This is a genomic window from Mesoplasma florum L1 (assembly GCF_000008305.1).
In the GTDB taxonomy this organism is placed as follows: domain Bacteria; phylum Bacillota_I; class Bacilli_A; order Mycoplasmatales; family Mycoplasmataceae; genus Mesoplasma; species Mesoplasma florum.
Genome location: NC_006055.1, coordinates 557111 through 572344, shown reverse-complemented (window position 1 = coordinate 572344; position 15234 = coordinate 557111). Strand labels below are relative to the sequence as shown.

Below are 15234 nucleotides of genomic sequence, written 5' to 3'. Positions count from 1 at the left end.
AAATTAGTAATTCCGTAAGGAATTGCTTTTTTTATTGTAAAATAAAAAGTTCTATCAAATAGTTGGTAAAATATTAATAATATAAGGAGAATTATGACAATTTATAAACAAATAAAACAAGTTATAGAAAAATATGACAAGATAATTATTTTAAGACATATTGTTCCAGATGGAGATGCTTATGGTTCACAATTAGGCTTAAAAGAATTAATTAAAACAAATTACCCAAATAAAGAAGTTTATGCATTTGGTGAAGAAATTGGATATTTAAAACATGCTGGAACACCTGATGTTTTTACAGATGAAGCAATATTTAAGGATGCATTAGTTATTGTAACTGATTGTGGTAATGTTGAAAGAATTGATAATCAAAATTATGATAAGGGTGCATTTTTACTAAAAATTGATCACCACCCAGATGCAACACCATATGGAGATCTATCATGAGTTGATGTAAATTATACAAGTGCAAGTGAAATGGTTGGAGATTTAGCTGTTAATAATAACTGAGAAATAACACCAGTTGCAGCTAGAGTAATTTATCATGGAATTTGTACAGACAGTGGAAGATTTTTATTTGGTGGTATTACACCAAGAACTTTTGAAGTATGTGCTAGATTAATTGAGACAGGTTTTGATGTGTTTGAAATGTATAAAACTATGTACAAACGTTCATTCCCAGTTTTAGCTTTACAATCAGAATTAATAGCATCAGCTAAAGTTACTGATCACAAAGTTGGATATATCATCTTACCAGATGAGTTAATGAAAAAATATAATTTAAGTTATGAAGAAAATGGTAAATTTTCAAACTTATTAAAAGACTTAGAAGGAATTGACATTTGAATCACTTTCTCAATCAGAGAAGATGGAAAATGAAGAGTTGAATTCCGTTCAAATGGTATTGCAGTTAATGAATTAGCTGTTAAATGAGGTGGAGGTGGTCACAAAATGGCTGCTGGAGCAATCATTAACAGTTTAGATGAAGCAATGCAAATTGTTGAAGATGCAAATCAAATAATAATTGATAATGAATAGACCACATATAATGTGGTTTTGCTAAAATAAGATAAAAGATAAGGTGATAAAATGAGTATATTTATAATAATATTTGTAATAATTTTAGCTGTAGGACTGACATATTATGGTGCCGAATTATGTTTTAATGGTAATCCATGAGGGTTTTTAGTTGGTTTTTTAGGTAGTGCGTTACTTGGTATTGTACTGTGTTTCATTATGTATGAAAAATATAAAAAAAATAATGATAACGTCCAAAAAAGTGAAATAGTTAAACATAAATTACCTGATAGTAAGAATAATAATATAGACAATATTTTTTTACAAAATGCACTAAGTGAATTAGAAAAGTTAAATTCTAAACTTTCTTTTCAAAACTCAAAGTTAAGATTAAGAGAAGAATTAAAGAATAATAAAAAATCTGGGGTCATCAAAGAAAATTTATCAACATTGAATAAAGAAATTATCAATCTTAAAAAAGAAATAGAAATAACAAAAGTAGAAATAATTACTTGCAAAAATAAAATCAATTTTTTAAAGGGAGAAAACTAGTATGCCAACTTGAGCTTTTATACTTATTTACATAGCATGTTATTTATTTATTTTAATTTTTGTAACTGCATTTAGTTTTTTAGCTATTAAAAAATGCAAGCAAGGAAAGCAATCTGGTGTTTGGTTGGGTTTATTAGCAACTTTAGCCATTTTCCCATTTGTGGGAGCAATTCCATTTTGAATTTTATATAACAAAAATTCAAATAATAAAAAAGAAAAAAATGACATTTCAATTAATGAATGCAATATGACATCTTTAAAGTTAAAGCAAATAGAATTAGAAGATAAAATTAAAGCAATAAATAAAAATTCTAACAATAAAAGTATGATTATTAAATTTAAAAAGGAAGCATCAATTTTAGAAAAAGAAATTGAAGAAATGCTAAATTAACAAACATTTGTTGTAATAAAAACACCATATCTTAATGTGGTTTTTTTATTTGTTATAATCTATTTATGAACAATAAAGAGTATTTAAGTAAATTAGAGATTTATAATTTTGATAAATATCAACTGATAGATAAAAAAGAATTTAATGAAGTAGAAAAATACTTTTTATCTGATGAATATGTAATTGATATTATTGTTGGAGAAATAAACGCTTTTGCGCATATGATTTTATTAACAAATAAAAGATTATTTACAATAAGCAAATTTATTCAAACAGCAAGTCAAATTAAACAATATGGTTTAGAACAAATAGAAGATGTAAAACTAGGAGTTCTTGGAGATATTGCTGATTTAACTATGATTTTTAAAAATGGTAATATTTTTAAAATAGATTACTTACATACTGAAGTTGCACAAAAATTCGGATATAACATATCAAAAATGTATGATGAGTTTATTAAATCATTATAAAAAGGAGAACACATGAAAATATTAGCAATTGAATCAAGTTGTGATGAATTTTCAATTTCAATAATTGATGATGGAAAAATATTAACAAATATTATTTCATCACAAATAGATCAACACGTTAATTTTGGTGGTGTTGTTCCTGAACTAGCTGCAAGACTACATTTAGAAAATATATCTTGAGTAATCAAATCTGCACTTGAATCTTCAAATACAAAAATTGAAGAAATTGATCATGTTGCATATACTGAAAAACCTGGTTTAATAGGTTCTTTAATCATAGGTAAATTAGTTGCTGAAACTATCGCTAGTTATATTGATAAACCATTAATGCCATTACATCATATTGAAGGTCACATTTATGGAGCATCAATTGAGAATGAGTTTGTTTATCCGGTACTAGCTATGGTTGTTAGTGGAGGACATACGCAAATTGAAATCGTTAACTCACCTAATGAATTTGAGGTAATTGGTGCAACTCTTGATGATGCTATTGGTGAATGTTATGACAAGGTAGCTAGAGTAATGGGATTAGGTTATCCGGGTGGACCAAAAATTGACAAATTGGCTCAAAAAGGAAATAAAGAAGCTTTTATATTTCCTATATCTAAAAATGATGATAGTTATGACTTTTCATATTCAGGATTAAAAACAGCAGTCATTAATATTATTCATAATTTAACTCAAAAAGGTGAGGAAATACCGGTTGCAGATATTGCTGCTAGTTTTCAATATGCAGCAACAAAAATAGTTGAAAAAAAACTAGAAAAAGCAATTATTCAATTTAAACCAAAAACATTAACAGTTGCTGGTGGTGTTAGTGCTAATAGTGAAATTAGAAACATAATAATGTCATTGGGTAAAAAATATAATATAACAAACACATTTGTTCCAAAGATGGAATATTGCACAGATAATGCAGCAATGATAGCGAAATTAGCGTACGAAAAGTTGAAAAGTAGTAATTAATTTCCAAAAATGATAAAATATAATAAATAAATATGCAAAAATGCATAATTTTACAACGGAGGAAATATGAGATCTTTTTTAGCAAAACTTTCAACAATTGAGGAAAATAATTTAACTACACGTGAATTAATTATTGTTGATTACATTAAAAGCAATTCAAAACAAATAGTAGAAGAAAATATAAAAATTGATGAATTAGCAAGACGTGCAAAAACAGGGTTTAGTGCAATTTATAATTTATTGAAAAAAATGAATATTGATGGATATCGAGATTTCATGATCTGTTTAGCAAATGACGTTGAACATGCAGAATTAAATATTGCAAAAAACGATGAAAACGTAGCTAATGGATATATTAATTTAATTAAACAAAATTACACTTTAATTAAAAAAGCTAATTTAGTTAAAACAATTAATTTAATTGATTCATCACCAAGAATTGTTATTTGTTATTGAGAAGGTGTGTTAAGAGGACCAGCAATGGATCTTTCTAACTTTTTCTATAACCACGGTGTTAATGTAACATTATTAGATTCAGATTGAGACTCAATCAATAATAGAATTAAAAATACACAAACAAATGATTTATACATATTCTTAACAAAATACGGAACTTCTACACACTTATCAAAAGTTATAGAAGCAATAAGAAAACAAAAAGGTAAATCAATTTTTATTTCAGGTAAAGTGCCTTCAAAAGAAGTTGAAGAAAATGCCAGTTTAGTTCATACATTAATTGTTGATGGTGTTGAAATAAATGATGATAATGTTTTAATTTCAAAATCATTACCTTTCCATTACTTTAATGATTTATTAATTTACCATTACTTAAATAGTGAGAAAAAATAAGGAGATTAATATATGTCCAAAGTAAAGAAAAAAAATAATAAAAAATCTAGATCTAGATTAGGTAGCAAAATTTTTAAAACTGTTAACCTTAGATTTAAATTTTTTTATAAAGCTTTAGAAGGAACAATGGGAGATTCTAATAAGAATAAATACTATTATCCTGAATTAAGACGTATGAATAAAATCATGCGTAAGTTTTATAAAACACCACAACTACAATTAAAAGCAACTGATAATTTAATCCCTTTTAATTTCGAAACAGAAGATGGAGTAGTTATTTCAGGAATGAAATATATAACTGATCCTAATTCTAAAAAATGAGTTGTATCATTACACTGATTTGCTGGACATAAATATTGAGCTTTATATGAAGCAAGACCATTCATTGAACTAGGATATAACATTTTAGTTTTTGATTTTAGAAATCATGGTGAATCTGAAAGTACTGAATATGTAACTATGGGTGCTAGTGAAGTTAAAGACTTTAGAGCAGCAATGAAATGATTACATGAAAACCACAAACCAGAAACAATTGGCTTAGTTGGAATGAGTATGGGTGGATTTACAATGCAATATGGTATTGTAAAATATAACGAAGAATTTTCTAAATATAATATTAAATGAGCAATTTCAGACTCATATTATGGAAGCATTAAAACATTATTAGTGCATACAAGAAATGTTTGATTAAAAAACTTAGTAAGTCACAAAAGAGTTGGTAAATCTATTAATAGAATTATTAAAAACCAAATTCAAGATACTGATTTAGATTGAAATGATTTAGACGTGTTTAAATACTATGAATCAGATTTAAAAATGATATTCCCAATGTTTTTCTTACATTGTAGAAATGATAATGTAACACCATTTGATGATTCAATGAGATTATTTGTTAAAAGATCAATTCATTCAAGAGATGATGAAATTTTAATTTATGACTATTCATCACATTGTTTATCTCTTAAACATCATTATTATCAAACAGTTTATCGATGATTAACTTTTGAAAATAAAATAATGAAAGATGACGAAGCAACTGAGAGAGCTTTGAAAAATCTAGGTATTAACTCTGAAATTATTGACAATAATTTCTTAGAGAAATATGAAGTTAATACTTTCTATGTAAATTCAACAAAAAATAGAAAAAAAGGAAAATAAATAAATGAAGTTAACTAATATTAAATTGATTGCAACAGATTTAGATGGAACGATTTTAGAACATGGAAAAATATCAAATCCATTTGATTTAGAAATGTTAAAAAAAGTATCAGAGCAAGGTGTTCATGTAGCTGTTGTTACTGGTCAAGGTTGATCAAGTGGTTCAGTAAGAGCAAAAATGTTTGATGTAGATAAACATTCTGATGTTTCTATTTTTTCAAACGGATCTGTTATTTCAACAGTATCAAAATTTGAACCAACATATTGTGAAACAATCGATATTGAATTAGTTAAAGAATTTATGCAAAAAATGTTTGAAATGAATATTCCAACATTAGCATATACAAAAGTCCCTGCGCATGCATATTGAAATAAAATTGATATTAATGTTAAGTCATTAAAAGAAAGAAATTGAGTTGATAAATATGATGTTGAACCAATTGATGTATCAACATTTAATAATTATCAAGACGTTATTCAGTTTATGATTTTTGTTGAGGAAAAAGAAGAAGCTGCAATGTTAGAATGATTTGAAAAAACTGATAAAAATAAAGTGTTAAACAAAATGAGAAGTAATGTTGAATCAACACCAATTTATGAGTTTATTAACATTGAGGCAAGTAAAGGTAATGGTGTATTAAAATTAGCAGAATTACTAAATATTAAACTTGATGAAATATTAATCTTTGGTGACAATATGAATGACATAAGCATGTTTGAAGTTGTTCCAAATTCAGTTGCTATGGGAAACTCAGTACCAGCAATTAAAAAAATAGCAAAATTTGAAACTGATACAAACCTTAATGGTGGAGTTGGTAAATTTATAGAAAAATATGTATTAAAAGGAGAATAAAGATATGGATATTAAATTTTTATATGACAACCATGAAACTTTAAAAGAACAAAAAGTAACAATCATTGGTAGAGTTAGATCAAATCGTCAAGGAAAAGCAGTTAGCTTTATGGTTTTAAATGATGGAACTGTTTTAAATGACTTACAAGTTGTTTATAAACCAGAAACATTTGGTTTTGAACAAGGAAGTAAAGCAAGAGTTAGTTCAATTGTTGAAATCGAAGGTATTTTAATTCCTACACCAACAAGACCACAACCTTTTGAAATTAATGCGACTTCAATTACTTTACTTGATCAAGCAATTGAAGAATATCCATTACAAAAAAAAGAACATTCTCCTGAATTTTTAAGAGAAATTTCGCACTTAAGAGCTAGAACAAAAACATTCCAAGCAATTTTTAGAATTCGCTCAACAGCTGCTTTTGCAATTCATAAATTCTTTCAAGAAAATAACTATGTTTATGTTACAACACCAATCATAACTTCAAATGATGCTGAAGGTGCTGGTGAACAATTCGTAGTTACAGTTAATGAAGATAAAGATTATGCAAATGACTTTTTTGGTAAAAAAGCTAGTTTAACAGTTTCAGGACAATTAAATGGTGAAGCATTTGCTCAAGCATTTAAAAATATCTATACTTTTGGACCAACATTCAGAGCTGAAAACTCACATACAACAAAACATGCTTCAGAATTCTGAATGATAGAACCAGAAGTTGCTTTTGCAGATATTAATGACAACATTCAATTAATGCAAGATATGTTAAAAAGTGTTGTTGGTTATGTTTTAGAAAAAAACATGACTGAATTAGAATTTTTACAAGAACAATTAGAACCTGGTTTAATTGATAAAATAACAGGAATTGTTAATGTTGAATTTAAAGTTAATACTTATGAAGAAGTTTTAAAAACATTACAAGATGCTATTGATAAAGGGCATAAATTTGAAGAAAACAATATTCATTTTGGTTTAGATTTAGGTACAGAACACGAAAGATTTATTTGTGAAGAAGTTAACAAATGTCCAACATTTGTTATCAACTATCCAAAAGATATTAAATCATTTTACATGAAACAAAATGATGATGGTAAAACAGTTGCCGCTGTAGACTTACTAGTTCCAGGAATTGGTGAATTATGTGGTGGAAGTGAACGTGAAGCTAACTTAGATAAGATTCTTGAGAGATGTGAATTCTATGGAATTAATCCTGAAGAATTAGACTGATACATTGGATTAAGAAAATATGGATTTTACAAATCTGCTGGATTTGGTTTAGGGTTTGAAAGATTAATTATGTACATTACAGGTGCTTCAAACATTAGAGATGTTATTCCATTCCCAAGAACACCTAAAACATTATTGTATTAATATATAAATATATTCAAAAATGCCTTGCGGCATTTTTATTTTGAATATTAAGTTTGGTATAATAAATAAAGATTAAAACTGGAGGTATGCATATGGCATTTGGAGATTTTTTAACTAAACGAATGAAAAAATCAATGGAGAAAAATATCAAAAAATCTACATTGACTGATGAAAACATTCAAGAAACACTTCGTGAGATACGTTTAGCTTTATTAGAAGCTGACGTTAACGTTGAAGTTGTAAAAGAATTAATAAGTAAAATAAAAGAAAAAACAGTTGGTGAATATATTCAAGAAGGTGTTACTTCACACCAACAAATGTTGAAAATTGTTCATGAAGAATTAATTGACATTTTAGGAACTGAAAAAGCACCTTTAAATCTTTCTAAAAAACCTTCTGTTGTTATGATGGTTGGGTTACAAGGATCAGGGAAAACTACTTCATCATCTAAACTAGCTCATTATTTAGCAAAAAAAGAAGCTAAAAAGCCTTTACTAGTTGGTTTAGATATTTATAGACCAGGGGCTATTGACCAATTGGTTGAATTAGGAAATAAAAATAACATACCAGTTTTTGAGCAAGGAAAACAATCACCTTTAAAAACAGCAAAACAAGCATTAGAATTTGCTGAAAAAAATGGACATGATGTTGTTATTTTAGATACAGCAGGTCGTTTACAAATTGATAAAGATTTAATGAATGAATTAAATGACTTAAGAAAGATTACATCACCAAATGAAACTTTATTAGTTGTTGATGGAATGATTGGTCAAGAAATTATTAATGTAACTAATGAATTTAACAATCAATTAAAATTAACAGGGGTTATTGTAACTAAATTAGATGGGGATGCTCGTGGGGGAGCTACACTATCAATTAGATACATGACTAAATTACCAATTAAATTTATTGGTGAAGGAGAAGGAGTTTCAGCTCTTGCTCCATTCTATCCAAAAAGAATGGCTGATAGAATTCTTGGAATGGGAGATATTGAAACTCTTTTTGAAAAAGTTGTTGATAATATTGATGAACGTTCAATGCAAAAAACTATGAAACGTATGTTCATGGGACAATTTGATTTAGAAGATTTAAGAAACCAATTAGTTCAAGTATCTAAAATGGGTAATATTGGTGGAATTATGAAAATGATGCCAAATGCTAAAATATCAGATAATCAAATTTCAGATGCACAAAGAAAATTAGTTGTATTCTCAATTTTAATGGATTCAATGACATTAAAAGAAAGAAGAGAACCTAAACTATTAAAATCACTTACTAGAAAAAATAGAATTATTAGTGGTTCAGGTCGTACAGAAAAAGAATTAAATGAGTTAATTAACTCATTTGAAAAAGGTAAAAAACAAGTTCTTGAAATGGCTAAAATGATGAAAAGCGGACGTATGCCAGGAATGCCTGGAATGGGTAAAGGAGGATTTGGTTTTTAATCAAATCTCATCATGAATATCAAAATAGTTTGTTTTGGTAAATTAGATAAGAAATTCTTTATTGATTCATTTAATGAATACGCAAATAGAATATCAAAATATGCTAATTTACAAGTTATTGAACTTAAAGAAGAATACCAAAAAGAAGATGTGGTAAATAAAAATATTAATTCAGATTTATTAATAGATAAATTAAAAGCATTTTCAGATCATGAAATAATTTGTATGGATGTAAGTTCTAAAAATTATTCAACAGAAGAATTTATGTCAATCATTGAAAATAATAAAAATTTAAAGCAAGCAAAAATTGTTTTTGTAATAGGGCCAAGTGATGGTTTTAGTGATAAATTTTTACAACAAAATTATAAAAAAGTTTCTTTTGGTAACATCACGTTACCACATCAATTATTTAGAATTATTTTAGCTGAACAAATATATCGTGCATTTAAAATAATGAATAATGAAAAATATCATAAATAATTTTTTGAATATGTGACACTTAATTGTTATAATAATTAAGTGTAATTATTGGGTTAATACTCAAGTTGGTGAAGAGGACACCCTGCTAAGGTGTTAGGTCGGTTTCCGGCGCAAGAGTTCGAGTCTCTTTTAACCCGCCAGTAAAAACAACAAAGCTGCCTTTAATAGGTGGCTTTTTTATATCAAAAATAGTTAAAAAATTATATAATATTATATAGTCTGGGGTGTTATAGTGAAATCAAAAGAAAAAAGAACTAAAAGCTCATGAAAAGAAAAACTTTTATTTTGAAGAGCTGATAAAGATGACATTTTGAATGAGAATGAATTAGATAACTTTTTTAAATCATTATTCGTTAATGCCGGTTCTGAAAAAGAGATTGTTCTAGACTTAATTAAAAAAAGAGGAATTAAAAGTTTTTTATTTTATACTGATGTAAGAAACATTGGTTATATTTTAAAAAATGGAATACAACCAACCCAAGAAATAATTTTAAATAAAGACGAATTATATCATGTTTGAGGTTATCACCAAAAACAAGATTCAAGTAACTTAGACTTTGACATTTCATCAAGAGCACACTTTTGAAAATGATCAGCAGATGCAGCAATTGATACAAGTAAGTTTTGTGTTATTGGAATTGATCCTGAAAAACTAGCAAAAACAACTACAAAAGATTGAATCTTTGATAGATCATTTGGAATGATTAACATTATTGAAACAATTCACTTTGACACAATCAAATGAATATTGATAAGAAACGAACAATACTATAACTATGCTAATAACATTATCAAGGAATTAGGATTAGAAATAAAATTATATTTAAGTCATGATGGCTTAGTAAAAATAGGAGAGTAATAAAATGAAACAATTAGAGAAAATAACACCAAGAGACGTTGATTTTTCACAATGATATACTGATACAGTTATTAATGCTAAATTAGCAAGCTATGGTCCAGTTAAAGGAACAATTATCTTTAGACCTTATGGATATGCAATTTGAGAATTAATCCAAAAATATTTGGATGCAAAATTCAAAGAACTTGAAGTACAAAATGTTTACTTCCCATTATTAATTCCACAATCATTATTTCAAAAAGAAAAAGACCACATTGAAGGTTTTTCACCTGAGATAGCAACTGTAACAAGAGTTGGAGATACTCCATTACCTGAGCCACTATTTATTAGACCAACTAGTGAAGTGTTGATGGCAAACTTTTTCAAAAATGAAGTTAAATCATATCGTGACTTACCTTTAATCTTTAACCAATGAACTAATGTTATGCGTTGAGAAAAAACAACTAGACCATTTTTAAGAACAAGTGAATTCTTATGACAAGAAGGACACACTGTACATTCAGAAAGAAAAGAAGCTTCTGATTTAACTTTAAAAATATTAGACACATATACTGAGTTTGCTCAAAATGCATTATTGTTACCTGTAATCCCAGGTAAGAAAACTGAAAAGGAAAAATTTGCGGGAGCTGATTCAACATATACTATTGAATCATTAATGCATGATGGTCAAGCATTACAATGTGGTACATCACATTACTTTGCAGATAACTTCTCTAAACCATATGAAATTAAATTCCAAAATAAAGAAGGTAAATTAGAGCATGCTTATTCAACAAGTTGAGGAGTTTCAACAAGATTAATTGGTGCTATTATTATGACTCACTCTGATGATAATGGTTTAGTACTTCCATCAATGGTTTCACCAGTTCAAGTTAGATTAATTCAAATAAAAGAAACTGATGAAGTTATTAAAGTAACAGAAGATATTAAAGAAGCATTAAAAAATAAATATCGTGTTGACATTGATAAAACAGATAAATCATTTGGATTTAAAATAAGTGAAGCTGAAATCAAAGGGATTCCTTTAAGAATTGAAATAGGACCAAGAGATTTAGAAAATAATCAAGTAACCATTTCAAGAAGAGATACTAGAGAAAAAATTCAAGTTAATGTAAATGAAGTTACAAATATAGTAGATCAAATGATCAAAGAATATGATGCTAATTTATATGCTAAGGCTTTAAAAAACCGTGAAGAAAGAACTTCAAGGGCTAACTCAATTGAAGAATACAAAAACATACTAGCTCAAAACCAAGGTTTTGTATTAGTTCCATTCTGTGGTGAAATTGAATGTGAAGATGATGTTAAAAAACAAACTTCTACAAATTCACGTTGTATTCCATTTGATCAAGATAACAAAACTGAAAAATGTTTTAACTGTAACAAAGACACAACATTAAAAGTTTATTTTGCAAGAGCTTATTAATTAATAAAAGTAAGGAGGTTTAGAAATGAAATATTACGCTGTTAAACAAGGAAGAAATATTGGTGTATATGAAACTTGAGAAGAATGTAAAATTCAAGTTGAAGGATATACTAATGCTGTTTATAAATCTTTTTCAAGCAAAGCAGATGCTGAAGCCTTTATTAAGGGCGGACAAACATTATCTAAACCTAAACAAAAAATTGAAATAGAAGAAAATGCTGCAGTTGCATATAGTGATGGTAGTTTTATTAAAGACAATAATACTTATTCATATGGTGCAGTTGTAATGTGACAAAATAAAGAGTTTCATTTTTCAAAAAGATATCGTGATGATGAATTAAAATCAATGTGAAATGTGAGTGGAGAACTACAAGGAGCAAAAAGGGTGATGTTATTCGCGTATGCTAATAACATTAAGAAATTATATTTATATCATGATTATGAAGGTATCGCTAAGTGAGCAAACCATGAATGAAAAGCAAAATCTGATGAAGGTAATGAATATATTAAATTTGTTGATCAAATCAGAACAAAAGTAGAATTAGAATTTATTTGAGTAAAAGGTCATAGTAATGATTATTACAATGATTTAGCTGATCAATTAGCAGCTAATGCAACATTTGAAGAATACGTTAAGGAGGTTTAAAGCATGAGAAAATTTCAATTGCAAATGATTGATGGGAAAGAATTAATTAATTTTGAATGAAAAACTTCTAAAAAACCTATTGCCATTATTCAAGTTGTACCTAACTTTGATGAACATATGGAAATGTATGATAAATTTGCCAAAATCATGAAAGAACATAACATTTTAGTTGTAGGAACTGATTTAAGAGGAATTGGTGAAAGTAGAGATGAATCTGATGGTTCAAACATTATTTTTGATAAAAAACAAGGTTGAAGTAAATTAGTTGAAGATGTTAAAAATATAAATACATGAATTAAAAGATACCATTCAGACTTGCCTATTTTTGTAATGGGGCAAGGATTAGGTGGAAATTTAGCTAGAGCATTCTCAATTAAATACTCAGAAGAAATGGCTGGATTAATTTTAATTAATACACGTGATTACAATTATCACATTTCAAATATATTTTTAAAATATATGAATTTAAGTCAAATGATCTTTAATGTAAGAAATGATGCAAAATTCCTTAATAACATTAGAGCAAAAAGAATGAATAAAAGACATAACCCATTATTAAAATTTGATAACCAATGATTATCAAGTGATTGAAAATTTGTAGAGAAATATAATAATGATCCTTTATGTAATTTAAAACTTAGTTGATCAGCTTTTAAAGATATTGCTGTTGGTAATAAATTTATTTCTAAAAATTCAAATAATGAATTTATAACTAAGGACTTACCAATATTAATTCAAAGTGGTGGATTAGATAACTATACAAAAATGGGTAAAGACTCACAAAAACTATTTTATAGATTTACAAAGTTAGGTTTAGATACTGACCTTAAAATTTATCAAAATTTAAAAAATAAATTATTAGAAGAAGAAGTTAACGAAGTTGTTATTGATGATATTGTAAAATTCATTGATAAATACAAAGATAATTATTAATGGTAGAAAGAGAACACATGGATAAATCAAAAATTAGGAATTTTAGTATTATTGCTCATATTGATCACGGTAAGTCAACTTTGGCTGACCGTATTTTAGAGTTAACTAATACTGTAACAAAACGTGAAATGCAAGAGCAACTTCTTGATTCAATGGATATTGAGAGAGAACGTGGAATCACAATTAAACTAAACTCTGTTCAATTGTATTACAAAGCAAAAGATGGACAAGAATATACTTTCCACTTAATTGATACTCCTGGGCATGTTGACTTTGCATATGAAGTATCAAGAAGTTTAGCAGCTTGTGAAGGAGCAATACTTGTTGTTGATGCAACTCAAGGTATTGAAGCACAAACACTTGCTAACGTTTATTTAGCCATTGAAAATAATTTAGAAATTATCCCTGTTATTAATAAAGTTGATTTACCAAGTGCTGATGCAGAAAGAGTAAAAGAAGAAATTGAAAATACAATTGGAATTGATTGTAGTGATGCACCATTAATTAGTGCTAAAACTGGTTTAAACGTAGAAGATGTTTTAGAAGCTATTGTTAATAAAATTCCTGCACCATATGATGCAGATGATGCAAAACCATTAAGAGCTTTAATTTTTGATAGTTACTATGACAAATACTTAGGTGTTGTTATGTCAATTAGAGTAAGAGAAGGTTCTATTAAAGTTGGAGATAGAATTAAACTTATGGCAAATGGTAGCAGCTATGAAGTTACTGAACTAGGAGTTAAAAATCCTAAGATAGTTAAAAAAGATCAATTAAGTGCTGGAGAAGTAGGATGAGTAGCTGCTTCAATTAAAACTATTAAAGACATAAATGTTGGAGATACTATAACAACAGTTACTAATTCAGCTTTGCATCCACTTGATGGATATAAAAAACTAAAACCAATGGTTTATTGTGGTATTTATCCAATTGATACAAATCAATATCAAGATTTTAAAGAAGCATTAGAAAAAATGGAATTATCAGATTCATCATTAGTTTATGAACCAGAAACTTCTCAAGCATTAGGTTTTGGTTTTAGAGTTGGTTTTTTAGGTTTATTACACATGGAAGTTGTACAAGAAAGATTAGAAAGAGAATACAATCTAAATTTAATCGCAACAGCTCCATCTGTAATTTATAAAATTCATTTAACTGATGGAACAATGATTGAAATTGATAACCCTGCAAAGTTACCTGATCCACAAAAGATCAAATTTATGGAAGAACCATTTGTTAATGTAAAAATCATGACACCAAAAGAATCAGTTGGTGATTTAATGAGTTTATGTCAAAACAAACTAGGGACTTATAAGGACTTACAAGTTGTTGATGATAATCGTATGATGTTAGTTTATGACATGCCATTAGCTGAAATCATTTTTGATTTCTTTAATAAATTAAAATCTATTTCAAAAGGGTATGCTTCATTTGAATATGAAATGATTGGATATCAAGAATCTCAATTAGTTAAAATGGATATTTTATTAAATGGGGATATGGTTGATGCATTCTCAATGATAGTAAATAAACACTTTGCATATCAAAGAGGGGCTGCTTTAACTAAAAAACTTAAAGAATTAATTCCTCGTCAAAACTTTGAGGTTCCTGTTCAAGCAACTATTGGGAATAAAGTTTTAGCTCGTGAAACAATTAAAGCATATCGTAAAGATGTAACTTGAAAACTTCATGCAGCTGATAAATCAAGACGTAAAAAACTTCTTAATAAACAAAAAGAAGGTAAAAAGAAAATGAAAGAAATCGGAAGTGTTGAAGTACCACAAGAAGCATTCATTGCAGTATTAAAACTTGATGATTAG

16 protein-coding genes and 1 tRNA gene are annotated in these 15234 nt (G+C 27.4%); all 17 read left to right on the top strand.

Annotated elements, in window-relative coordinates; all coding sequences use genetic code 4:
* The first annotated feature begins 93 nt into the window (after positions 1-93).
* The 17 genes from MFL_RS02590 to lepA all read left to right on the top strand — a co-directional run bounded on the left by MFL_RS02590 (position 94) and on the right by lepA (position 15234).
* Positions 94-1038 (top strand): DHH family phosphoesterase, encoded by a 945-nt coding sequence (locus MFL_RS02590; protein ID WP_011183386.1) that lies wholly within the window; start codon positions 94-96, stop codon positions 1036-1038.
* 51 nt (positions 1039-1089) lie between these two features.
* Positions 1090-1569 (top strand): hypothetical protein, encoded by a 480-nt coding sequence (locus MFL_RS02585; protein WP_011183385.1) that lies wholly within the window; start codon positions 1090-1092, stop codon positions 1567-1569.
* A 1-nt stretch (position 1570) separates the two neighbouring features.
* Positions 1571-1960, top strand: coding sequence for a hypothetical protein (locus MFL_RS02580; RefSeq protein ID WP_011183384.1), 390 nt, complete (start codon positions 1571-1573; stop codon positions 1958-1960).
* 65 nt (positions 1961-2025) lie between these two features.
* A complete protein-coding gene (locus MFL_RS02575) occupies positions 2026-2430 on the top strand; it encodes a PH domain-containing protein (protein WP_011183383.1) in 405 nt (134 codons plus the stop codon).
* A 12-nt stretch (positions 2431-2442) separates the two neighbouring features.
* Positions 2443-3396, top strand: coding sequence for a tRNA (adenosine(37)-N6)-threonylcarbamoyltransferase complex transferase subunit TsaD (gene tsaD / locus MFL_RS02570; RefSeq protein WP_011183382.1), 954 nt, complete (start codon positions 2443-2445; stop codon positions 3394-3396).
* 66 nt (positions 3397-3462) lie between these two features.
* Positions 3463-4245: a MurR/RpiR family transcriptional regulator gene (locus MFL_RS02565; protein ID WP_011183381.1), complete on the top strand. Its 783-nt coding sequence runs from the start codon at positions 3463-3465 to the stop codon at positions 4243-4245.
* Positions 4246-4257: 12 nt separating this feature from the next.
* Positions 4258-5403, top strand: coding sequence for an alpha/beta hydrolase family protein (locus tag MFL_RS02560; protein ID WP_011183380.1), 1146 nt, complete (start codon positions 4258-4260; stop codon positions 5401-5403).
* A 4-nt stretch (positions 5404-5407) separates the two neighbouring features.
* Positions 5408-6256: a Cof-type HAD-IIB family hydrolase gene (locus tag MFL_RS02555; RefSeq protein ID WP_011183379.1), complete on the top strand. Its 849-nt coding sequence runs from the start codon at positions 5408-5410 to the stop codon at positions 6254-6256.
* A gap of 4 nt (positions 6257-6260) precedes the next feature.
* The gene (gene asnS, locus MFL_RS02550; RefSeq protein ID WP_011183378.1) at positions 6261-7625 is read left to right on the top strand and encodes an asparagine--tRNA ligase; all 1365 of its coding nucleotides are present in this window, start codon (positions 6261-6263) and stop codon (positions 7623-7625) included.
* A gap of 92 nt (positions 7626-7717) precedes the next feature.
* Positions 7718-9070, top strand: coding sequence for a signal recognition particle protein (ffh, locus tag MFL_RS02545; protein ID WP_011183377.1), 1353 nt, complete (start codon positions 7718-7720; stop codon positions 9068-9070).
* A 12-nt stretch (positions 9071-9082) separates the two neighbouring features.
* Positions 9083-9550, top strand: a complete 468-nt coding sequence (locus MFL_RS02540; protein ID WP_011183376.1) for a 23S rRNA (pseudouridine(1915)-N(3))-methyltransferase RlmH — start codon at positions 9083-9085, stop codon at positions 9548-9550.
* Between the two features lie 50 nt (positions 9551-9600).
* Positions 9601-9690: transfer RNA gene (locus MFL_RS02535), tRNA-Ser, on the top strand.
* A 92-nt stretch (positions 9691-9782) separates the two neighbouring features.
* Positions 9783-10409, top strand: a complete 627-nt coding sequence (locus MFL_RS02530) for a hypothetical protein (RefSeq protein ID WP_011183375.1) — start codon at positions 9783-9785, stop codon at positions 10407-10409.
* 4 nt (positions 10410-10413) lie between these two features.
* Positions 10414-11835 carry a proline--tRNA ligase gene (gene proS, locus MFL_RS02525; protein ID WP_011183374.1) on the top strand — a complete coding sequence of 474 codons (1422 nt, stop codon included), beginning with the start codon at positions 10414-10416 and terminating at the stop codon, positions 11833-11835.
* A gap of 25 nt (positions 11836-11860) precedes the next feature.
* A complete protein-coding gene (locus MFL_RS02520; protein ID WP_011183373.1) occupies positions 11861-12481 on the top strand; it encodes a viroplasmin family protein in 621 nt (206 codons plus the stop codon).
* A 3-nt stretch (positions 12482-12484) separates the two neighbouring features.
* Positions 12485-13414 carry an alpha/beta fold hydrolase gene (locus tag MFL_RS02515; protein WP_011183372.1) on the top strand — a complete coding sequence of 310 codons (930 nt, stop codon included), beginning with the start codon at positions 12485-12487 and terminating at the stop codon, positions 13412-13414.
* A 17-nt stretch (positions 13415-13431) separates the two neighbouring features.
* Positions 13432-15234: a translation elongation factor 4 gene (gene lepA / locus MFL_RS02510; protein ID WP_011183371.1), complete on the top strand. Its 1803-nt coding sequence runs from the start codon at positions 13432-13434 to the stop codon at positions 15232-15234.